The 22,064-nt window shown below is 73.2% G+C and carries 14 protein-coding genes; 9 read left to right on the top strand and 5 right to left on the bottom strand.

From position 1 onward, the window contains the following. Positions 1-45 precede the first annotated feature (45 nt). Positions 46-1,419, top strand: a complete 1,374-nt coding sequence (locus ABT154_RS03225; RefSeq protein WP_351852208.1) for a cellulase family glycosylhydrolase — start codon at positions 46-48, stop codon at positions 1,417-1,419. A gap of 58 nt (positions 1,420-1,477) precedes the next feature. Here the strand turns inward: ABT154_RS03225 and ABT154_RS03220 are convergent, their stop codons facing one another. Both ABT154_RS03220 and ABT154_RS03215 read right to left on the bottom strand, forming a co-directional pair. Beyond that, positions 1,478-2,365, bottom strand: coding sequence for a PadR family transcriptional regulator (locus ABT154_RS03220; protein WP_351852206.1), 888 nt, complete (start codon positions 2,363-2,365; stop codon positions 1,478-1,480). A gap of 1 nt (position 2,366) precedes the next feature. Next, positions 2,367-3,242 carry a DUF4097 family beta strand repeat-containing protein gene (locus ABT154_RS03215; protein WP_351852204.1) on the bottom strand — a complete coding sequence of 292 codons (876 nt, stop codon included), beginning with the start codon at positions 3,240-3,242 and terminating at the stop codon, positions 2,367-2,369. Positions 3,243-3,391: 149 nt separating this feature from the next. Here ABT154_RS03215 and ABT154_RS03210 point away from each other — a divergent pair, with 149 nt between their 5' ends. Then, positions 3,392-4,252 (top strand): hypothetical protein, encoded by an 861-nt coding sequence (locus ABT154_RS03210; protein WP_351852202.1) that lies wholly within the window; start codon positions 3,392-3,394, stop codon positions 4,250-4,252. A gap of 403 nt (positions 4,253-4,655) precedes the next feature. On the opposite strand, the gene ABT154_RS03205 is transcribed toward ABT154_RS03210, so the two are convergent. After that, complete coding sequence (locus tag ABT154_RS03205) at positions 4,656-4,841, bottom strand: DUF6104 family protein (RefSeq protein ID WP_024761804.1); 186 nt, start codon at positions 4,839-4,841, stop codon at positions 4,656-4,658. Between the two features lie 95 nt (positions 4,842-4,936). Here ABT154_RS03205 and ABT154_RS03200 point away from each other — a divergent pair, with 95 nt between their 5' ends. The 7 genes from ABT154_RS03200 to fxsT all read left to right on the top strand — a co-directional run bounded on the left by ABT154_RS03200 (position 4,937) and on the right by fxsT (position 16,811). After that, entirely contained in the window at positions 4,937-5,530 is a 594-nt protein-coding gene (locus ABT154_RS03200; protein ID WP_351852200.1) for a CU044_2847 family protein, read from the top strand. Continuing rightward, positions 5,527-7,572 (top strand): VMAP-C domain-containing protein, encoded by a 2,046-nt coding sequence (locus tag ABT154_RS03195; protein WP_351852197.1) that lies wholly within the window; start codon positions 5,527-5,529, stop codon positions 7,570-7,572. The genes ABT154_RS03200 and ABT154_RS03195 overlap by 4 nt, the downstream gene beginning before the upstream one ends. A 121-nt stretch (positions 7,573-7,693) precedes the next feature. Next, positions 7,694-8,704, top strand: coding sequence for an AAA family ATPase (locus ABT154_RS03190; protein ID WP_351852194.1), 1,011 nt, complete (start codon positions 7,694-7,696; stop codon positions 8,702-8,704). A gap of 7 nt (positions 8,705-8,711) precedes the next feature. Further along, entirely contained in the window at positions 8,712-11,891 is a 3,180-nt protein-coding gene (locus tag ABT154_RS03185) for an SAV_2336 N-terminal domain-related protein (protein ID WP_351852191.1), read from the top strand. Between the two features lie 137 nt (positions 11,892-12,028). Then, positions 12,029-12,226 (top strand): hypothetical protein, encoded by a 198-nt coding sequence (locus ABT154_RS03180; protein WP_351852188.1) that lies wholly within the window; start codon positions 12,029-12,031, stop codon positions 12,224-12,226. Between the two features lie 129 nt (positions 12,227-12,355). Beyond that, entirely contained in the window at positions 12,356-13,729 is a 1,374-nt protein-coding gene (locus tag ABT154_RS03175) for an HEXXH motif domain-containing protein (protein ID WP_351852185.1), read from the top strand. Between the two features lie 58 nt (positions 13,730-13,787). Beyond that, positions 13,788-16,811 carry an FxSxx-COOH system tetratricopeptide repeat protein gene (gene fxsT / locus ABT154_RS03170; RefSeq protein ID WP_351852183.1) on the top strand — a complete coding sequence of 1,008 codons (3,024 nt, stop codon included), beginning with the start codon at positions 13,788-13,790 and terminating at the stop codon, positions 16,809-16,811. Between the two features lie 69 nt (positions 16,812-16,880). Here fxsT and ABT154_RS03165 read toward each other — a convergent pair whose 3' ends face one another. Continuing rightward, positions 16,881-20,693 carry a multifunctional oxoglutarate decarboxylase/oxoglutarate dehydrogenase thiamine pyrophosphate-binding subunit/dihydrolipoyllysine-residue succinyltransferase subunit gene (locus ABT154_RS03165; RefSeq protein ID WP_351852180.1) on the bottom strand — a complete coding sequence of 1,271 codons (3,813 nt, stop codon included), beginning with the start codon at positions 20,691-20,693 and terminating at the stop codon, positions 16,881-16,883. Between the two features lie 269 nt (positions 20,694-20,962). After that, positions 20,963-22,015 carry a HAMP domain-containing sensor histidine kinase gene (locus ABT154_RS03160; RefSeq protein ID WP_351853121.1) on the bottom strand — a complete coding sequence of 351 codons (1,053 nt, stop codon included), beginning with the start codon at positions 22,013-22,015 and terminating at the stop codon, positions 20,963-20,965. Positions 22,016-22,064 lie beyond the last annotated feature (49 nt).

Below are 22,064 nucleotides of genomic sequence, written 5' to 3'. Positions count from 1 at the left end.
CGAAAACGTGAACAACGCTCACTTCATCGTGCTGGAGGTCCTCCCTTGTTGCGAACCACCCTCGTGGCCGGCGCCCTCGCCGCCTCGCTGCTCGCCCCGACCGCCGCCGCCCGCGCGGAGGTCGGCGGCGACACGGTCCCCGTCCTCACCGACGAGTACGGCCGCACCCTCACCCTGCGCGGCTGGAACCTCACCGACAAGACGAACAGCGGCGACGCCGCCCTCTCCGGGATCACCGAGAAGCACATCCGCGACATGCGGGCGAAGGGCTTCAACCTCGCCCGCCTCGTCGTCCTCTGGGACGACCTGGAGCCCCGGCCGGGCCAGTACAGCCAGGGCTATCTGCGGAAGATCGGGCGCGTCCTGGACTGGGCCGAGAAGTACGACGTCAAGGTCCTCATCGACGCCCACCAGGACGTCTTCGGGCCCGCGTTCGGCAGCCGGGGCATACCCGCGTGGGCGACCAGGACCGACGGGCTGCCCTTCACTCCCCACCCGGACGACTGGTTCTCCCAGTACTTCGAGCCCGCCGTCCAGCGGGCCTTCACCCATCTCTACGAGGACGAGGACCTGCGGCGCGCCCAGGCCCGGATGTGGCGGGTGCTCGCCGACCGCTTCAAGGACCACCCGGCCGTCATCGGCTACGACCTGATCAACGAGCCGATGGGCGAGCTGCGGGAGGGCGAGGACCTCGCGACGGCCGCCCGGCGCATCGAACGCGACCAGCTCACCCCGATGTACAACCGGATCGCGGACGCGGTCCGTTCGGTCGACCGGTCCCACTGGATCTTCGTCGAACCGACCCCGATCGTCGGCGAGGGTGTGCCCACCGGACTCGGCCGGATCGACGACCCGAAGATCGTCTACGCCCCCCACTTCTACAACTCCGGCATGGAGGCGGGCACCGACTACGACCCCGCCGCCCGGTGGCTCGAGAACTACGAGGAGGCCGTCACCCTGTACCCCAAGGAGTACAAGGTCCCCGTGGTGGTGGGGGAGTGGGGCCCGCTCAACAACTCCCTGCCGAACATGAACCGCTTCTACCGTGAGGCCATGGCCTCCCTCGGCCGCTACAGCTCCGGCTGGGCGGGGTGGGCGTGGTGCTACGGCGGCGGCTACTGCGCGGTGGACGCCGCCGGTGCCTTCCGTGTCAACAAGGAGCTGACCGCCGAGCCGTACGCGGAGGCGGTCGCGGGCACGGTCCGCTCCACCACGTACGACCCGGGGGCCGGGGTCTACCGCCTCTCGTACGACTCCGCCGGGCGCCGCGGCCCCCGGGTCACCGAACTCTCCCTGCCGCCCGGCGACTGGCGGGTGACGGCACGGGGCGGCGCGCTCGTCCTCCGCAAGTCCCCGGGCAGGGCGTGGGTTCTCGCGGCCCCGGGGGCGAGGGTGACGGTCACGGCCACCCGAGGCTGAGCGCACGGGGGCGGGCGGGGGTGGAGGCCCGGGGTGTCTCCGCCCCCGCCCGCCCCGTCTACGTTCTTGGCCGGGACCTCAGCAGTCCCGTGATGTGGACTGCCGCCGCCGACAACTGCTCGCGGGTCTCGGTCAGCTGGTCCTGGCTCACTCCGTGGTCGCGGGCCGCGTCCCTGATCTCGTCGCGGAAGCGGTCGAGCAGGCGGTCCAGATCGCGGGCCGGGTCACCGGAGCCCTCCATGTCCCGGGCCCACTCCGGCGCCTTGGCGAACGGCGACTCCTGGGCGGCGGCGGCCTTCGGGTGGGTGGTGCCCGCCACGAGGCCGCCGAGCTGCGCCGTGATGTCGGAGAGGCCCTCCCAGACGCCCTTCGGCCAGTCGCCCCGCGAGAAGCGGTCCTGCACCTCGTCCTGCACCTGCTGGGCGACCCGCTGGAACTCGTTCGCCCGGTGGCGGGCCGACTTCGCCTCGGCGCGGGCCTGCCGGGCCTGCTCCTTCCACTCCTGGCCGACCCGGCGCAGCTCCTCCTTGGCGTCGGCGAACGAGGAGGACTCCGAGGCGCGGGTCCGGCCCGCCTCCGCGCGCATCTCGCTGCGCACCCGGCCGGCCGCCCCGCGCACGTCGTCGCGGATCTCCGCGGCGAGCTCCGAGACCGACTCGCGGATCTCGCGCTCCAGGTCGTCCAGTTCGTCCGCGCGCCCGGCCAGTTCGGCGCGGCCCGCGTCGGTGATCGAGTAGACCTTCCGGCCACCCTCGCTGGCGTGGGTGACGAGGCCCTCGGCCTCCAGCTTGGCCAGTCGCGGGTAGACCGTGCCGGCCGAGGGTGCGTACAGCCCCTGGAAGCGCTCCTCCAGGAGGCGGATCACCTCGTAGCCGTGGCGCGGGGCCTCGTCGAGCAGCTTGAGCAGATACAGGCGGAGGCGGCCGTGCGCGAAGACGGGCGGCATGTCAGAGCACCTTTCCGGACGCGGTGGGAGTGGTGGAGGAGGTCGAGCCGGTGTCCTCGTCCGGCTCGGGGCGGCGGAGCAGCGCGATGGAGCCGGAGACGGTGGTCGCCTTGAGGGTGCCCCGGCCGGAACCGAGGGTGCCGGTCACGGACTTGGCGCCCCACTGGCCGCTCACCCGCAGATCCTCGAAGGCGTTCGACACGGAGCCGCTGGTGGTGCTCGCCTCCACCTGGGCGTCGGCGGGGTGGGGGAGCCGGATGGCGACCTCGCCGGAGACGCTGGAGAGCCGGATGTCGGCGGGCGGCCCGTCGAGCTCGGCCGGGTCGAGGTCGATGACCATGTCACCGCTGACCGTCTCGGCCTTCACCGAGGCGCCCGCACCCTCGATCACCGTCACGTCACCGGTCACGGAGCTGAACCGCAGGGCGCCGGTCACCGACTGGGCCTCCAGGCTGCCCGAGACCGTCTCGGCGCGGACCGGGCCGGAGAGCCGGAGGAGGGTGGTGCCGCCGGTGACGCCGCGCACCTCCGTACGGCCCTTGATCCCGGTGACCACGGCCTCGGCGCCGACCACTCCCACCTCGACGTCGACGCCCGCGGGGACGGCGACGGAGACGACGGCCCGGCGGCGGTACTCCTTGCGGTCGAGCCACTTGAGGACGCTCTTCCATTGCAGGTCCTCGTAGCTCACGGTCAGGGTGGAGCCGTCCTGCGACACGGTCAGCGGCGGGCCCTCGATCTCGGAGATCTCCACCCGGGCGGAACTCTCGTCGGTCCCCACCACGTTCACCGTGCCGTTGACGATGCGGACCCGCAGCCGGGTCACGGGCTCAGCCGCTGTCAGCTTCGTCGGCTCGCTGACGGACCACTCTGTCATGGTGCTGACCTCCCGTTCGGCAACGCAACATATCGCGTATCTCCCTAGACACGATATATCGCGGCGAAGTGAAGTCAACCCTGACTCTCCCCTGACAGGGTGGGGGCAATTACGTCCGTATGCGGACAAATTGGCCTAGCGTGGGGCGCATGAACGCGACATCCGGACCGAACCCCGCCGGGGCGCTGCTGCTCTGCCGCGCCGATCCCACGGCGGTCCGTCCGCCGGCCCGGCTGCTACGGGAACAGCTCCTCCTCGCCCCGGCGGGAGAGGGCTGGAGCGTGCTCGTGCCGGAGGGGAAGCCCTGGCTGCACGGCGGGGAGCCCGTCGAGCAGGTCGTCACCGGCTGGGCCACGGCCCTCGCCGTCTCGGCCGCCACCTGGCCGGTCGTCGCGCTCTGGTGGGACCGCGACCGGGCCGGACTCACGCTCGCCGCCGGATTCCGCCGTACGGTCGGCTACACCTGGCTCGCGGACGGCACCCCCGTCGGCGAGGACGAGGCCATGCGCACCTTCGCCGCGCGGCTCGACCTCGACCCCGTCCTGGACGTGCAGGACCTGGAGCCGCTCACCGGACCGGATCCGGACGCCGACGCCCCCACCCGGCTCCTCGGGGTCGTCGCGGTCCTCCGCCGCACCGGGCTCGCCCTGCCCACCGGGCTCCTCCCCGGCGAGAGCGCCGACCGGCTCCGCTCCGCGGCCCTGGCCCAGGGCGCCGAGCAGCTCGAACCGCACGACGAGGGGGTCTTCCCGGCCGCCCGTACGAAGCTGATGGCCTGGGGCGGCGACGCCGTGCGCGCGGAGCTCGACGTGGTGGAGAGCAGTCCCCTCGGTCCGTATCTGCCGGGCGGCCCCAGGGCGCGCGTACTGAGCGGTGCCCAGCTCGCGGCGGGGGTGCCGCTGCTGCTCTGGGGCATCGGCCGGCGCAGCGGCGGCTGGACGGCGGCCGGGGCGCTGCTCGTCGCGCACGGTGCGTTCGGGCTCTTCTACGACCGTCCGCGGGAGCCGTGAGCACGCGCGCGTGAGGACGCGCGGCGACGTGGAGGCCCAGCGGTTCCCGAGCCGTGCGTGCTCACGTGCGCACGACGTGGAGGTCCAGCGGTTCCCGAGCCGTGCGTGCTCACGTGCGCACGACGTGGAGGTCCAGCGGTTCCCGAGTCGTGCGTGCACACGCGCGCACGACGTGGAGGCCCAGCGGTTCCCGAGCCGTGCGTGCACACGTGCGCACGACGTGGAGGTCCAGCGGTTCCCGAGTCGTGCGTGCACACGCGCGTGAGCTGTTTCCGGCCGATGACGGGTGCCCGGCCGGTGACACCGGTACCGGTGTCACCCGCGCGCCGTCACCCCTGCGGGTGAACGGGACCGACGCCGCCCGCCCGTCGTCCCGGCCGGTGACCGGTGCCCGCCGACCCCGCTACTCGTCGTCGTCCTCGTCGTCGTCCAGACGGGCCAGCCAGGTCGCGAGGCGCTCGACAGGCACCTCGAAGTCGGGGTTGAGGTCGACGAACGTCCGCAGCTGCTCGGCGAGCCACTCGAAGGTGACCTCCTCCTCGCCTCGCCGCTTCTCCAGTTCCTCGATGCCACGGTCGGTGAAGTACATGCGATCAGGATAGGCCGTACCTCTCACGTCCCCTGTCGCCCGTCAGTCCCACCGACTAGCCTTCCTCATCATCGTTTCGGGGAGCGGGGGCCGCTGTGACGCACGGGATCGCTCGGGTTCGGCTGGACGACGGCACGCACGTGTGGGCCCGGGTCAGTGACGTGCAGGAGCTGGGCAGGGGAGGCGGGTTCACGGACACCGGCGTCAGAGACCGGGTGGTCTCGATGGCCGGCGGGCTCACGGACGTGGTGCGCGGGGTGGTCGGCTCGCTGCGCGCCGGACTCGATCCGCAGGGCCCGGTGGAGGTGGCCGTCAGCTTCGGCATCGAACTGTCGGCGCAGTCCGGCAAGGTCATCGGGGTCCTCGCGGACGGCTCGGGCAAGGCCTCCGTGAACGTCTCGCTGACCTGGACCGAGGAGGGCCGGGCACCCGCGCAGGCATCCGCCCCCGCCGTACCCGCGCAGGCATCCGCACCCGCACCCTCCGAGGCACCCGTGCCCGCGCACGTACGCGTGCCTCCCGCGCCGACCCTCCCACCGGCCCGCTCCGAGGTCGTTCCCCCGGCACCGTCCACCCCTCCGGCCACTCCGCCGGCCCCGTCCGAGCCGCCGTCCGCGCCCCCGGCCCCCGCCGCCGAAGCCCCGGAAGGCGCCTCCGACGGGCGTCCGGCGGCCGATGGCGCCGTATGAGCGCCTTCGACGCTCTCGTGCGCCCCGCACTCGTACGCATCGCGGCTCCCGACGGCGGGTATGACCACGACGGCGACCGGTACTGGGGCACCGGCTTCTTCATCGCCCCCGGCTGGGTGCTGACCTGCGCCCATGTCGTGGCCGAGGGGGGAAGCGCGGTGTGGAGGAGCGAGCCGGCCGTCGGCGTCATCTGGGAGGACGGCCCGACCACCCGGCGGACCACGGGCACCGTCGTGCTCGCCCTGCCGCTCCCCGACGAGCCCGACGCGCCCCCCGACCGCTGGCCCTTCCCCGACCTCGCGCTCATCCGGGTGCCCGGCACCCGGAAGGCGTCGTGCGTGCGCCTCAGCGAGCGCGTGCCCGTCCTGCCGGCCTCCGTCGGGCTGCACGGCTGGTCGCGGGAGACCGGCGAGCTGGGCGTCCGGCACGTCCACGGAACCCTGAACGGCAGTGACGGCAAGGCCCTCGTCACCGACGGGGTCATGCCCGTCGAGGGCTGCTCGGGCGGGCCCGTCGTCGACGACGGGCAGGGCGTCGTCGTCGGGCTCAACAAGGGGCGCGGGCCCGACGGCGGCGCCGTCGTCCCCGTCACCGCCCTGCGCCGGCTGCACGACCTGCCCGGCGGCGAGGCGATGGCCGAGGCCCTGCGCGCCCACGACCGGTACCACCTCCTCAGCTACCACTCCTTCGACGAGCGGCCCGACTGGACCCGCGCCCAGGGGAAGCTGCCCGCCTCCCCGGGGCCGAGCCCCGGGGTGCGCACCCAGCTGTACGGGCACTTCGCGGAGCTGCCCGCGCCCACCGCGCCCGGCGAGATCCTCGACCTCATCGACCAGGTCAAGGCCTGGATCAGGGACGACGACCTGCCCGACGCCCTGGAGCAGGACCCGCGCACCTGGAGCGAGGGCGCCGGGCTCCTGCGGGGGCTCCGCGCGCCCCGCCGGGACGGCGTCCGCGACCTGGAGCTGGACGCGGTGCTCCTGTACGCGGCCCATGTCGTCCGGCACGTCGGCGGACGGTACGGGCCGAGGGCCGACATCGCGGGCCTCACCCACTGGATCGTCGACAAGGCGGGCGACGCCGACCGCTTCCTGCGGCGCGAGATCGACCGGCTGGTGAGCCCCGGCCGCCCCGCGCCCCTGTCCGTACGCGAACCCCGCGCGCGTGCCGACGTCCTCCTGAAGATCGACAAGCCCGTTTACGGCCGCCGGTACCCCTGGCAGGTCAAGCTCCTCCTCGACGGCCACACCGTCAGCCCGCTCCACTGCGACGACCGGGGAGTCGAGCGGTCACGGCTCCGGGAGACCCTGCGCGAACCACTCGCGGACGCCCTGCGGCGCGGCGACAGCGGACCGCACCTGGCCGCCGTGGAGGCCATGCTTCCGCTGGAGCTCTTCGACGAACCCCTCGACACCTGGCGGCTCGAACCTCCGCAGGGCCCCGACGAGGCCTGGGGGACGAATCTCGGCCAGCGCAGGATCGTCGTCATCCGCGACGTCCGCCGCCACGACCTGGAACCGGCCCCCGAGTGGCGCGAGCGCTGGGAGGCGGGGGAGTGCGGCCCGCTGCACGCGGCGGCGCTGCGCGCCGAGGTGCCCGACGCGGGCATGGACGCCCACACCGCGCGCGTACGCCGGGAGACCTGGGCGGAGACGTACGACCGGCTCAGGGACGCGGAGGGCGGCACCGTCCCCGTCTACTGCGGCCCGGTGGGCAGCGGCGACGGGCTCATGGCGATGAACGCGGCGCTGGCCGCCGGGCACCCGATCGCGCTCTGGCGGACCGGAGCCCACGACCACACCGACTGCGCGGAGTTCCACGAGCGCGCCGACCGGCTGCTCGCGGACGCCGACGGCGCCTGGGGCGTACGCGGGCGCGTGCGCTCCCTGCGCACCCGGGCGACGGACCCGGCGGCCGGCCCCGAGGCACGCGCCGCGTACGCGTGGGCGCAGAGCATCGCCATCCTGCTGGACCCGCCCGACCGGCCCCCGTACGGCGGCCCTCTAGAGGTCCCGTCCCTGCTCGGGGAGGGGGAGCAGTGACCCCAGCGGCAACCGGGACGACACGACCGGGATCCGTCCGGTTACGGCATCAACAGGCCCCGCCCCCGGGCGGTACGTTCGACGGGCCCGGCATCGACACCACAGCCAGGAGGAGTCCATCGTGAGCGATTGGCGGATCTACCGTGGTGCCGGTCTTCCGCACGACGAGATACAGCGACTGCCCGCCCCGCCGCCCTGGCGGGACTTCTCGGCGGGCAGCGCCGACGACACCCTGGCCGGTTCCGACCGGCGGCTCGGCGTCCGGCGCAGACTCGTCCAGAACCACCATCCCCGGCCCGCCGAGACGGACGCCGTCAACGCCGCCCTGTACCTGCGGCGCCCCCTCCTCGTCACCGGCAACCCCGGCACCGGCAAGTCCACCCTCGCCCACGCCGTCGCGCACGAGCTGCGCCTCGGGCGCGTGCTGCGCTGGCCGATCGTCAGCCGCACCACGCTGCAGGACGGCCTCTACCGGTACGACGCCATCGGCCGGCTCCAGGACGTCCAGCTGGAGCGCGCCCAGGCCGGATCGCCCGGCGCCGCGGCCCCGGCCGGCATCGGCTCGTACATCAGGCTCGGTCCGCTGGGTACGGCGCTGCTGCCCTCCGACGAGCCCCGGGTGCTGCTGATCGACGAGCTCGACAAGAGCGACCTCGACCTGCCCAACGATCTTCTGAACGCCCTGGAGGAGGGCGAGTTCGCCGTCCCGGAGCTGGAGCGGATCGCCGACCGGGAGCCCGTCGTCGAGGTGCTCAGCGACGACGGCCGCAAGGTGCCGGTGTTCGGCGGCCGGGTCCGCTGCACCACCTTCCCGTTCATCGTGCTCACCTCGAACGGCGAACGGGACTTCCCCGCCGCCCTGTTGCGCCGCTGCATCCGCCTGGAGCTCGAAGCCCCCGGCGAGGAGCAGGTCGGTGCCATGATCGAGGCCCACCTCGGCTCCGACGCCGCCGCGGGCGAGGCCGAGCAGGGGCTCGTGCAGCGCTTCCTCAACCGCGAGCCGGGTGAGGTGATCGCCACCGACCAGCTCCTCAACGCGCTCTACCTGACCCAGCACGCCTCCCGCGCCGAACGGGTCACCAGGGAACGCATCGCCGACATGCTCATGCAACCGCTCGATCAGCCGAGGTGACGGTCGGATGCTCCGGACGCATCTGGAGGAGCTGACCCGCAGACTGCGGGCCGCCGGGCAGGACCCCACCGCCGAGGACATCGCCGACGCCGTCTGGCTGGCCCGGTGGCTGCCCGGCCCTCCCCCGGCGGAACCGGAGGAACCCGGGGGGCCGGAGAGACCCGAGGGAGCGGTGGGGCCGGAGGGGCACGGCGCACGGCGAGGGACGGCCGGGGACGCCGCCGACGGTCCGGACCGTCCCGACGGTGACCCCCTCCGCGGCGAGGACGGCACGTTACGCGAGGAGGGGACCGGCGAGGAAGGGGACGCCGGGTCCGACGACCCGCGCGACTCCGTCTCCCTCCACATGGCCGCCCGGACCACCACCACCGAGGTCACGGGACGTACCGGGGACGGCGGGCCAGGACGCCGCCCCCGGCGCCCGGAGCGGGGCGCGACCCTGCCCGTCCGCGCCCCCGGCGCCAACGCCCTGCCCGGGCTCCTCGGCCTGCAGAAGGCCCTCCGCCCGCTGCGCGACTACGCCCTCGCACCGCAACGCCCCGGCGAGGGCACCCTCGACGAGGAGGCCACCGCCGAACGCAGCGCCGCCGCCGGCATCCTCACCCTCGTGGTGCGCCCCGCGACCGGCCGCCGCCCCGACATCCAGCTCCTCATGGACACCGGACCCGCCATGGTCGTCTGGAGCCGGATGGTCGAGGAACTCCGCCAGGCCTGCCAGCAGTCCGGCGCCTTCCGCGACGTCCATGTGCACCGGCTGTACGACACCGGCGACGGCCCCCCGCTCGTCACCACCACCTCCGGCGCCGACGGCCGGCCACGGCTGCGCCCCGTCGACCAGCTCCACGACCCCACGGGCCGCCGCCTCACCCTGATCGTCAGCGACTGCGTCGGACCCCTCTGGCAGCGCGGCGCCGCCCAGCGCTTCCTGCACCAGTGGCCCCGCAACTCCCCGCTCGCCCTCGTCCAGCCGCTGCCGCCCCGCCTGTGGCCCCGTACCGCGCTCCCCGCCGAACCCGGCACCTTCCAGCGCTCCACCACCCCCGGCGGCCACACCACCTTCCGCTCCGACGACGAGCCCTGGGGCCCCCGCGTCCCCGGCCGCCGGGCCGTCCCCGTGCTCACCCCGACGCCCGAGGCCTTCGCCTCCTGGACCCGGCTCCACACCGGGCACGGGGGCAACGCCGTACGCGGCTGGGCCGCCTGGCTCGGCCCCGAGCAGACCCTGCCCCGCACCCCCGGGACCCCCCGCGTCCCGCGCCGCGAGGACGAACTCCTGCGCGCCTTCCGGGCCGGCGCCTCACCCGGGGCGCTCCGGCTGGCCGTCCACCTCGCGGCGGCCCCCCTGACCCTGCCCGTCATGCAGCTCGTCCAGCGCGCCATGCTGCCCGACACCGGGCCCATGGAACTGGCCGAGGTCCTGCTCAGCGGCCTCCTGCGACGGCTCCCCGGCCCCACCCCGTACCCCTGCTTCAGCTATCCGCCCGGCATCCAGCAGCACTTCCTCGGCTCGCTCGACCCCAGCGCCGCCGCCCTCGTCCTCAAACACTGCTCCGCGTACGTGGAGCGCAATTTCGGCCAGGGCATGCGCAACTTCCCGGCGCTCGCCGCCGCCCGCCTCTCGGGGGCCGACACCGGAGCCGAGGCCGAGCGGGACGCCGCCCGGGGCCCCGGCCTTCCCGAGGAGACCGACGAACCGCTCGGTCCCGAAGGCGCCGAAACCGAACTCTTCGCCCGCATCCCCGCGCGCGTGCTCCGCTTCTACCACCCCGACCTGATCACGCCCGACCCCCTCACCGAGGCCCGCCGCCTCCTCGACCAGGGCCGCGGCCAGTCCGACCCGACCCTCCTCGCCGGCGCCCGCGAGCGCGCCGAGGCGGCCCTCCCCGACGAACCCGTCGAGGCCCGGATCGTCCTCGCCCGCGCCCTGTACGCCGAGGCCGGCACCGCCGCCGCCCGCCGCACCGGCCGCCGCCCCGAACTCCTCGACCAGGCCGCCGAGACGCTGGTACGGGCCGGGGAACTCGCCAGAGCGGGCGGCGAGGCCTGGGCCGAGGCCCGGCTCGAACTCGCCGTCGTCCACCACGCGCTGTGGCGCGACACCGACGACCCCGGCCACCTCGACGCGGCCCTCACCGCCCTCGAAGGGGACGCCGAGCGCTGGCCCGAAACCGCCCGCCACACCCTCCACCTGCGGCGCGGCCGACTCCTCCTCGCCCAGGGCGAGGGCGAGGCGGCGGCCGGCGAACTCGGCGCCGCCCTCACCCTCCACGAGAGCGCCGCCGCCTTCCTCGACCTCGCCGACGCCCTGCACCTCGCCGAGGCCGAACCGGCCCGCGTCCGCCGCGTGCTCGACCGCGCCGAACCCCTCCTCGGCGACGCCCGCGCGCTCCGGCTGCGCTTCACCACGGCGCGCGCCCGCCTGTACGACACCGAGGGCGACGGGGCCGCGGCCGACGCGGCGTACGAGGAGGCCACCCTGCTCGCCCCCGCCGACAGCGAGCAGCGCGGCCCGCTCCTGCTCACCTGGGGCGGATCGCTGCTGCGGCGCGCCGAGGCCGGCACCGGCACCGCCCCCGTCGACCGGGCCGAGGGCGTCCTGCGCGAGGCCCTCACCCGGCTGCCCGCCGGGGCGCCCGAGCGGGCCAGGGCGAGGAGCCTGATCGGCAGCGTCCTCGCGCTCCGCTTCCACCGCGCCGGGTTCCTCCCCGACCTCTTCGAGAGCCGCCACCTCCTCGAACAGGCGCTGCGGGGCACCCACGACCCGGGGGACCGGGCCGAGGTGTGGCTGCAACTGGGCCGGGTGCGGCTGGAACTGGCCGAGGTGGCGCGCGACGGGGTGATCGGCGACGCCCTCACCGCCTACCGCAACGCCGCGGAGGACTCCCGTACCGCCCACGGCGACGACCCGGGCACGGTCACCGGCGCCCGCGCGTTGCACGCTCAGGGAGCGGTCCTGTGGCTGATGGGCCGTCCGGTACGGGCCAGGGCCACGCTGCGGGCGGCGAGCGAGCAGTGGCGGCGGCTCACGGGACGACTCGTGGAGGTGGACTGGGAGGACGTGGAGCGGACCAGAACCCTGCTGAGGGAGGTGGAGGGAGTGACGGGAGCGCCCCCCGGGACGGTCTCCGCCGAGGCCCGGCGCGGGATCGCACCACCCTGGTGGGCCTGGAGCGGCATCGGCGAATGAGCTTCTGACGAGCGGCCGGATAACGGGGGCGTGAATGGGCGCAGTTGAATCGAATGGGTTTCCGGTCTCCCGGCGTCGGGAAGAACCGCTGCGCCGCTACGACCGTGGGGGACAGCGTCGGTGAGGAGGAGCCGAGAGTGTTCGAGCGTACGGAGTGGGCGACCGGTATCGGCCGGGGTGCCCGCCGGTCTCCGCGTCTGTCCGATCTCGCGGCCGTTGACCTGCGGACCTTGCGCGTCAGCAACGACGCCGTCCTCGGCGAGGCGGTCGAGAGAGTACTGCGCGATCCCTCGGACCTGGTCGTCTCCTGGCCCGAGGACGCCTTCGTCGACTGATCTCCGCCCGGTCCGCACCCTCCGGCCGACGGCGCCCCGCAACCGTGCCGACCGCTCGGTTCCGGCCGAATCCGTCCGTCAGGCCGGTACGACACCGCCGAGGCCGGTGGCCCGTTCCGGGAGCCGGGAGTGATCGCCGCGCCGCCGCGCCCCGAGGCCTTCGCCGCCCTGGCCGCCACCCGGCCCGCGCCGGCCGGCGCGTCCTATCTGCGCCACGGGGCGCACGCCCGCCGCATGCTCCTGCTCAAGGCGCTGCTCGTACGGGTGCGCCGCCACCGCGATGAGGTGGCGCCCGACGTCCTGCGCGGCTTCCGGACGGCCTGGCGCCTCCTGGAGACGGCCGAGCGCGCCGCCCCCGCGACCGTCCGCGCGGTCCTCGACTACCCGACCACCGGCGCCTGGCTCGCCGCCGCGCTGACCGAGCCCCCGGGCCCCGCCTTCGACCGGCATCTGACCCGGCTGGAACTCGTCGCCGTCACCGCCGCCCTGCGGGCGGGACGGCCGCTGGACCTGGTGGTCGGGGCCCCGGACGGCGTGCTCTCGCTCCCCGGCGTCGGGAACGTCGTGGTGAACCCGGAGCGTGCGCAGGACCCCGGACCGGACGGGGCCCCGAACTCGCCTCCGGACTCGCCCCCGCACCGCACCCCGCCCCCCACGACCACCGGCACCCCCGACAGCACCCCCGTCCGGCTCACCTCCCGCTCCCAAGTCGTCCGCGTCCACTCCGACTCCGCCGCCACCGCCGCCCTCCTCCGGCTCCAAGACGCCCGCACCGGCGCCGTGGCCGGCACCGGCCCCGGCTGGCGCGGGCTGCGGGCCCTGTCCGGCGGAGCCGCCCGGCTGGAGGACCTGGACCCGTACCGGGTGCCGCCCGGTGGCGTGGGCACCCCCGCCCGGGTCGCGGCCGAGCGGCCGGACATCGACCACGCCACCTGGTCCGGGCACTGGCGGGCGGCCGGGGAGCTGTTGCGGCGGACCGACCGCGAGCGGGCGGCTGAGGTCGGGGGGACGGTCGGCGCGCTCGTGCCACTGCGCCCGCAGGGGCCGCGCTCCGTCGGCGCCACGCTGAGCGTCGCGCCCGGCGCCGTCCTCATGACGCCTTCGGCCGGCCCGTACGACATGGCGGAGACGCTCGTCCACGAGCTGCACCACAGCAAGCTCTCCACCCTCCATGAACTCGTCCCGCTCTACCGGCCCGGCCGGGCCGCGCTGTACCGGGTCGGCTGGCGCACCGACGCGCGCCCGGTCGCCGGGGTCTTCCAAGGGGCGTACGCCCATCTGGCGTTGGCCGATCTGTGGCGGCGGGCGAGGGACGCCCCCGGGGTCCCGGGGGCGTGGAGCGCGCGGGCCGTGCAGCAGTTCGACCATGTCCACGATCAGGTGGGCGAAGCGCTCACGATGCTGCTTGAATCCGATGAACTGACCAATGAGGGCCGGGAGTTCGCCCGGCAAATGAGGCAGCGCCATGCGAGCCTCGGCGCGAGCCCCACGGCCCGTGGGTAACACTGTGCCCACGGCACATGACACTGCGTTGCGCGTGAGCGGGACGGGAGACGTACAGATGGCGGAACAGCGGTCGGGCGGGGGCACGGAGAGCCACGGGGGCAGAGCCGCTCCCGAACACGTCCTGGTGGTCTTCCCCGGATACCACCGCCCCTGGGCGGCCTGGATCAACCAGCGCCTGGAGGCCCACGGCGTACGCGCCACGCTCCAGCGGTGGGACCCGCCCCGCGAAGTCCCCCTGGAGGACTCCCTCGGCGACCTGCTGCTCGCCCGGGGCCAGGTCCTCCTCGTCCTCAACGACTGGTTCTTCGAGCTGGGCCCCCGGCCGGCCGGCGAATGGAACGACGTCCTGCGCGGCTTCGTCGCCGCGCACGCCGACCGCTTCGCCGCCGTCAACCTCACCAACCGGCCCCTGCTGCCCTCCACCGCCGTCCTCGAACCCGTCAGCCTCTGGGGTGTCGGCGAGGAGGAGGCCGAGGCGCGCGTCCTCAGCCGGCTCGCCATCGAACCCCGCAGGCCGGGGGGCCGCCGCCTCCCGGCCGCCGCGCTCGCCCGCTACCCGGACAACCCGCCGGAGATCTGGGGCGACATCCCCCGCCGCAACCCCCGGTTCACCGGCCGCGACGACCTTCTCAGCGAGCTCCAGGAACGGCTGATGGACGCCGACCGCGGCAGCGCCGCCTGCACCCTGCTCGGCATGTCCGGCATCGGCAAGACGCAGATCGCCGCCGAGTACGCCCACCGCTTCAGCCCCGACTACGATGTCGTCTGGTGGGTCAGCTCCGACGACCGCAACGTCCAGCGCGACCGCCTCGGCGAACTCGCCGTGAAACTCGCCCTGCCCACCGGCAGCGAACCCGGCGAACGCATCCGGGCCGTCCGCGAAGCCCTCCGCCGCGGCGACCCGCACTCCCGCTGGCTCGTCGTCTTCGACGGCTGGGACGACACCGACGGCATCGACGTCATGCTCCCCCAGGGCCCCGGCCACGTCCTCATCACCTCCCGCAACCGCGGCTGGCGCGAGCACACCGACGTCCTGGAGATCCCCGGCTTCGACCGGCGCGAGTCCACCGGCTATCTGATGCGCCGCGCCCCGCAGATCAACGCGGCCGAGGCGGACGAGGTCGCCGCCGAGTTCGGGGACGTACCGCTGCCGCTCGTCCAGGCCGCCGCCTGGCTCGGAGAGTCCGGCATGGAGGCCCCCGAGTACCTCCGGATGGTCCGCGACGGACGGCTCTCCACCGTCGACGAGCCCTCGCCCGGCGACGGCATGCCCAACGCCTCACTCACCTCCTGGTCGATACTGATCAACCGGCTCCGGCGCGCCCAGCCGCAGGCCATCGACATCCTCAGCCTGTGCGCCTCCTTCGCCCCCGGCCGCATCCCCCTCGGCATCGTCCGCGCCTACCCCCAGGCGCAGCTGCCCGAGGACCTCCGCTGGATGGCCACCGACCTGCCCGCCTGGACCCGCGCCCTCGACACCCTCGTCAACTACTCGGTGCTCACCCGTGAGACCCGGGGTCCCGTGACCACCGACGAGATCGGCCCCCACCAGGAGTCGATCCACATGCACCGGCTGGTGCACGACATCGTCGCCCGGCTCACCGACGGCGAGCACCGCGACGCCCACCGCAAGGCCGTCCGCACCCTGCTCGCCGAGGCCGACCCCGGCAACCCCACGGACAGCAGGCACTGGCCCCGCTACTCCGAACTCCTGCCGCACCTCGAACCCTCAGGCGCGCTCCGCAGCACCGACCCCCGCATCCAGGTCGCCGTCCTCAACTGCCTGCGCTTCTGCGACCGCAGCGGCGAGTACCGGGCGGGCATCCGGCTCGCCCAGCGCATCCGCCACGAGTGGACGTCCTTCATGGAGCCGCTCGCCCCGCACATGCAGGAACTCACCACCCTCGAAGGCGACATCCTGCGCCGCTACGGCCGCTTCCGGGAGGCGTACGACCTCGACCTGGCCCAGCGCGAGCGGCTGACCGCCGCCGGGAACACCGACCAGCTCGGCGCACTCCAGTCGAAGATCTCCATCGCGCGCGACCTCCGCTTCCTCGGCCAGTACCAGGAATCGGAGCTCCTCCAGCGCGAAGCCCTCGCGGAGGCCAGGGGCCTGCTCGGCGAGACCCAGTTCCTCACCCTCGTCGCCCGCCACAACCTCGGCGTGGTCCTGCGCATGCTGGGCCGCTACCAGGAGGCGTACGAGCAGGACGCCGACACCCTCTCCCGCTGCGAGAGCATCCTGCGCCCCCACCACGCCTCCACGCTCAACTCCAACAACGCCGTCGCCCAGGACCTGCGCCTGCTCGGCCGCTACCGCGAGGCCCTCGGCCGCCAGGAGGCCAACGTCCGGCTGCACGTGCGCATCCTGGGCCCCCAGCACCTCCACACCCTGTACGCGCACAGCCAGCTGGCGCTGTGCCGCCGCCGCGAGGGCGGCTTCCAGCAGGACATCGGCGCGATGATGGCCACCGTCCTGGAACACCTGGAGCAGGCCTACGGCCGCGACCACTACGTGACGCTCTCTGCCGTCACCAACTACGCCAACTTCCTCCGCGAGCACGGCGACCTCGACCTGGCGAGGGAACTCATCACCGAGGCGGAGGCCGGCTACCGCGCCCTCCTCGGCCCCGCCCACCCGGTCTCCACCGGCGTCCTCGCCAACACCGCCCTCGTCATGCAGGCCTCGGGCGAGCGGTCCTCGGCCCTCACCATGCTGGAGTCCGCGCTCGCCGGACTCACCGCCACCCTCGGCTCCGACCACCCCTGGGTGTTCGGCTGCGCCCTCAACACCACCGCCGCCCGCAACTTCAACGGCCGGGTGTACGAGGCCGCCGAGCTGAGCCGTGACACCCTCCGCAGGGCCCGGCACATCCTCGGGAACGAGCACCCGCTGACCCTCTCCTGCCAGGTCGCCCTGGCCACCGACCTCCGCGGTCTGCGCGAGACCGAGGAGGCGGCGAAGCTGGAGGAGGACGCCCTGCTCACCCTCACCAGGACGCTCGGCGCCCAGCACCCGCACACCCTCTCCGCCCGCCAGCGCAACCGCCCGTACTGGGACTTCGAGGCCAACCTCTGACGGACCCCGGACACGCCGGAGGCCCGGCACCCCACTCGGGGTGCCGGGCCTCCTCACGCGGTACGACGATCAGGCGTCGAAGACCTCGTTGACCAGCTGCTGCTGCTCCGCCTGGTGGCGCTTGGCCGAGCCGACCGCCGGGGAGGAGGAGTGCGGACGCGAGATCCGGCGCAGGCGCTCGCCCGCCGGGATGTCCGCGCCGACCGCCAGGTCCAGGTGGTCGATCAGGTTGAGCGCGATGAACGGCCAGGCACCCTGGTTCGCCGGCTCCTCCTGCGCCCAGATGTACTTCGCGGCGTTCGGGTACTTGGCGATCTCGGCCTGGAGCTCGGCACCCGGCAGCGGGTACAGGCGCTCCAGACGGATGATCGCGGTCTCCGTGTCACCGCGCTTCTGACGCTCGGCCTCCAGGTCGTAGTAGACCTTGCCGGCGCAGAAGACGACCTTGCGGACGTCGGCCGGGTTCGCCGTCGAGTCGCCGATCACCGGGCGGAAGCCGCCGGTGGTGAACTCCTCCACCTTGGACGCCGCGGCCTTGAGACGCAGCATCGACTTCGGGGTGAAGACGATGAGCGGCTTGTGGTGCGGGTTGTGGACCTGCCAGCGCAGCAGGTGGAAGTAGTTCGACGGCAGCGTCGGCATCGCGATCGTCATGTTGTCCTGCGCGCACATCTGGAGGAAGCGCTCCGGGCGAGCGGACGAGTGGTCCGGGCCCTGGCCCTCGTAGCCGTGCGGCAGGAGCAGCGTGACGCCGGAGGTCTGGCCCCACTTCTGCTCGGCCGAGGAGATGAACTCGTCGACGACGGTCTGCGCGCCGTTGACGAAGTCACCGAACTGGGCCTCCCAGACGACCAGGGCCTCGGGGCGGGCCAGCGAGTAGCCGTACTCGAAGCCCATCGCCGCGTACTCGCTGAGCAGCGAGTCGTAGACGTTGTAGTGGGCCTGCTCGTCGGTCAGGTAGAGCAGCGGGGTGAAGTCCTCGCCGGTCTCCTGGTCCACCAGGACCGCGTGGCGCTGACCGAAGGTGCCGCGGCGGGTGTCCTGGCCGGAGAGCCGGACCGGGGTGCCCTCCATCAGCAGGGAGCCGATGGCGAGGGTCTCGCCGAAGCCCCAGTCGATGGTGCCGTCGTCGATGGAGGCGGCACGGCGCTGCATCTGGGGCATCAGACGCGGGTGGACCGTGATCCGCTCCGGGATGGTGACCTGCGTCTCGGCGATCCGCTTCACGACCTCCTGGGAGACCGCGGTGGTGACGGTGACCGGGAAGGCGGCCTTGGCGTCCGGCACGGTCGTCGCCGCCGGGGCGGTGGTGGCCTCACGGACCTCCGCGAACACCTTCTCCAGCTGGCCCTGGAAGTCCTGGAGCGACTGCTCCGCCTCTTCGAGGGTGATGTCGCCGCGACCGATGAGCGACTCGGTGTACAGCTTGCGCACCGAACGCTTCTTGTCGATCAGGTTGTACATCTGCGGGTTGGTGAACGAGGGGTTGTCGCCCTCGTTGTGACCGCGGCGGCGGTAGCAGATGAGGTCGATCACGACGTCCTTGTTGAACGTCTGGCGGAACTCGAAGGCGAGCCGCGCGACGCGGACCACGGCCTCCGGGTCGTCGCCGTTCACGTGGAAGATCGGCGCCTCGATCATGCGGGCCACGTCGGTCGCGTACATCGAGGAACGCGAGGACTCCGGGGCGGCGGTGAAGCCGACCTGGTTGTTGATGACGATGTGGACCGTGCCGCCGGTGCGGTAGCCGCGCAGCTGCGACATGTTCAGCGTCTCGGCGACGACACCCTGGCCGGCGAAGGCCGCGTCACCGTGCAGGGCGACGGGCAGGACGGTGAAGTCCGTGCCGCCCTTGTTGATGACGTCCTGCTTGGCGCGGACGATGCCTTCCAGGACCGGGTCGACCGCCTCCAGGTGGGAGGGGTTGGCGGCCAGGGAGACCTTGATCTCCTCGCCGTCGAGGCCCGTGAAGGTGCCCTGGGCGCCCAGGTGGTACTTGACGTCGCCGGAGCCGTGCATCGACTTCGGGTCGAGGTTGCCCTCGAACTCGCGGAAGATCTGCGCGTACGACTTGCCCACGATGTTCGCCAGGACGTTCAGCCGGCCGCGGTGGGCCATGCCGATGACGACCTCGTCGAGGCGCGACTCGGCGGCCGAGTCGATGACCGCGTCGAGCAGCGGGATGACGGACTCGCCGCCCTCCAGGGAGAAGCGCTTCTGGCCGACGTACTTCGTCTGCAGGAAGGTCTCGAAGGCCTCCGCCGCGTTCAGCCTGCGCAGGATCCGCAGCTGCTCCTCGCGCTCCACGCGGGAGTGCGGGCGCTCGACGCGGTCCTGGATCCACTTGCGCTGCTTCGGGTCCTGGATGTGCATGAACTCGACGCCGGTGGTGCGGCAGTACGAGTCGCGCAGCACACCGAGGATGTCGCGGAGCTTCATCATCGACTTGCCGGCGAAGCCGCCGACCGCGAACTCACGCTCCAGGTCCCACAGGGTGAGGCCGTGCTCGGTGATGTCCAGGTCGGGGTGCTTGCGCTGCTTGTACTCCAGCGGGTCGGTGTCGGCCATGACGTGGCCGCGGACCCGGTAGGAGTGGATGAGCTCGAAGACGCGCGCGGCCTTGGTGACGTCGTCGTCGTGCGAGGCGTCGATGTCCTTGAACCAGCGGACCGGCTCGTAGGGGATGCGCAGGGCCTTGAAGATGTCGTCGTAGAAGCCCTGCTCGCCGAGCAGGAAGTTGGCGACGACGCGCAGGAACTCGCCGGAGGCGGCGCCCTGGATGACCCGGTGGTCGTACGTCGAGGTCAGCGTCATGACCTTCGAGATGCCCAGCTTGTTCAGGGTGTCCTGGGAGGTGCCCTGGAACTCGGCCGGGTAGTCCATCGAGCCGACGCCCATGATGACCGACTGTCCGGGCATCAGACGCGGCACGGAGTGCACGGTGCCGAGGCCGCCGGGGTTGGTCAGGGAGACGGTGACGCCGGAGAAGTCGTCCATCGTCAGCTTGCCCACGCGGGCCCGCTTCACGATGTCCTCGTACGCCTGCCAGAACTCGAAGAAGTTGAGCGTCTCGGCCTTCTTGATGCCCGCGACGACGAGCTGGCGGTCGCCGTTGGGCTTCACCAGGTCGATCGCGAGACCGAAGTTCACGTGCTCCGGCTTGACCAGGGTCGGCTTGCCGTCCTTCTCCGCGAAGGAGTAGTTCATCGACGGCATGGCCTTGATCGCCTGCACCATCGCGTAGCCGATGAGGTGCGTGAAGGAGATCTTCCCGCCCCTGGCACGCTTCAGGTGGTTGTTGATCACGATCCGGTTGTCGAAGAGCAGCTTCACCGGCACGGCGCGGACGGACGTGGCCGTCGGCACCTCCAGGGAGGCGTTCATGTTCTTCGCGACCGCGGCGGCGGGGCCGCGCAGCGTGATCAGCTCGGGGCCGGCCGGGGCCTCGGCCGCCGGGGCGGCGGCAGGCTTGGCCGGAGCCGCCTTCACGGCGGCCGGAGCGGCGGCGGCGGGCTTCGCGGCGACCGGAGCCGCGGGAGCCGCTGCGGGCTTCACGGGAGCCGGGGCGGCGACCGGGGCGGGCGCCGGGGCCGGAACGGCCGCGGGAGCGGCAGGCGCGGCCTGTGCGGGGCCCGTCTGCGGCGCGGCGGACGCGCTCTGAGTGGTGGTGGCGGCCGGGGCGGCCGGGGTCTCCGACGCTCCCGGCTTGTAGTCGGCGAAGAAGTCCCACCAGGCACGATCGACCGAATTCGGGTCCTGGAGGTACTGCTGGTAGATCTCGTCGACGAGCCACTCATTGGCACCGAAGGCGGTCGCAGGGTTCTGGCCCTGCCCGTCTTGGTCGGTCGGGGAGCTCGGGGTACTGGGGGACTGAGACGACACGGCGGCAACCGCCCTCTTCCGCTTCACAAGGTGATGGACAGCGGAAATAAAGGCTACGCCTGTCCGGCCGAGAGGTGCAGGCCGGGCGCTCCAACGTCGCGCAAGTCACACTTGACGCGGTGTTTCGGAGCCGTGAATGGCGGGAAACAAGCGTGGTTCGCCAGGTGTGAGGGTACGGAAAACAGCGAGCACGGCCCCCTTCGACCGCACCCCTGAACAGGTCCCGCATATCTACACGCAGAACGAGCGCTTCCGGTTCGAACCCTACGTCAATCTCGCGGCGGAAGGCTGCCCGGAAGAGTGACTCTGATCCGGCAGCCACGTGACGATTCGGCCACTCCGATCCCGCCGCCGTGCAGATCCACCGCCCAGCGCGCGATCGCCAGCCCCAGGCCCGTGCCGCCGTCGCTCCCCGGCCCGTGCCGGCGCGGCGCCGAACCCCGGTTGAACCGCTCGAAGACCTTGTGCCGCTCCGACTCCGGAATGCCGGGACCCTCGTCCTCGACCTCCAGCTCCAGCGAGTCCGGACAGGGGCCGCGCCGGGCCCTGACCGTGACCCGGCCGTGCGGCGGCGAGTGCTTCACCGCGTTGTCGATCAGGTTCGCCATCACCTGGTGCAGCCGCTCCACGTCCGCGTGCGCCACCAGCTCGGGCGGCGACACGTCCAGGTGCAGATGGACGTCCGTGCGGTTGTGCAGGCCCGAGCTGGACGAGAGGCCGCGCTGCGACGCGGCGAGGTTCGCCTCCCGCAGCACCCCCGAGAGGTAGGGCCAGACCTCGAAACGGCGCACCTTCAGCGCCACGACACCGTTGTCAAGACGTGACAGGTCGAGCAGCGTCTCCACGAGCCGCCCCAGCCGCTCGGTCTGCTTCAGCGCCGACCGCATCGTCTCCGGGTCCGCCTCGGACACCCCGTCCACGACGTTCTCCAGTACGGCCCTGAGCGCGGCGATCGGGGTCCGCAGCTCGTGCGACACATTGGCCACCAGCTCCTTGCGGTGCCGGTCCACGGCCTCCAGGTCGTCCGCCATGCGGTTGATCGTCGACGCGAGGTCGCCCAGCTCGTCCCGCCGGTCCGCACCCCGCACCCGGCGGGAGAAGTCGCCGCGCGAGATCGTCCCGGCCACGGTGGTCATCTCGTCGAGCGGCGCCGTCAGGGACTGCGCCACGAACTGGGTGATCAGCAGGGTCGCGATCATCGCGAAGATCGTGATGTACCGGAACTCGGTGGACGTCCGGATCGCCACCAGGGCCAGACCGGAGGTCAGCAGGACCGCCCCGACGACCAGCGCGCCGAGCTTGGTCTTGATCGAGATCACGATCCGGCGCGGCCGGCGCGCACCGCCGTCCGGGCCCCGCTGCTCCCGCGGC

Origin of the sequence: Streptomyces sp. NPDC001728 (assembly GCF_040297565.1) — a bacterium.
In the GTDB taxonomy this organism is placed as follows: domain Bacteria; phylum Actinomycetota; class Actinomycetes; order Streptomycetales; family Streptomycetaceae; genus Streptomyces.
This window is presented reverse-complemented; position numbering and strand designations above follow the sequence as displayed.

Bases quoted from the DNA above. Each gene is read 5' to 3' on its own strand.
- fxsT (WP_351852183.1), top strand. From the start codon at position 13,788: ATGGCGGAACAGCGGTCGGGCGGGGGCACGGAGAGCCACGGGGGCAGA.
- ABT154_RS03195 (WP_351852197.1), top strand. From the start codon at position 5,527: ATGAGCGCCTTCGACGCTCTCGTGCGCCCCGCACTCGTACGCATCGCG.
- ABT154_RS03185 (WP_351852191.1), top strand. From the start codon at position 8,712: ATGCTCCGGACGCATCTGGAGGAGCTGACCCGCAGACTGCGGGCCGCC.
- ABT154_RS03220 (WP_351852206.1), bottom strand. From the start codon at position 2,365: ATGCCGCCCGTCTTCGCGCACGGCCGCCTCCGCCTGTATCTGCTCAAG.
- ABT154_RS03210 (WP_351852202.1), top strand. From the start codon at position 3,392: ATGAACGCGACATCCGGACCGAACCCCGCCGGGGCGCTGCTGCTCTGC.
- ABT154_RS03205 (WP_024761804.1), bottom strand. From the start codon at position 4,841: ATGTACTTCACCGACCGTGGCATCGAGGAACTGGAGAAGCGGCGAGGC.
- ABT154_RS03215 (WP_351852204.1), bottom strand. From the start codon at position 3,242: ATGACAGAGTGGTCCGTCAGCGAGCCGACGAAGCTGACAGCGGCTGAG.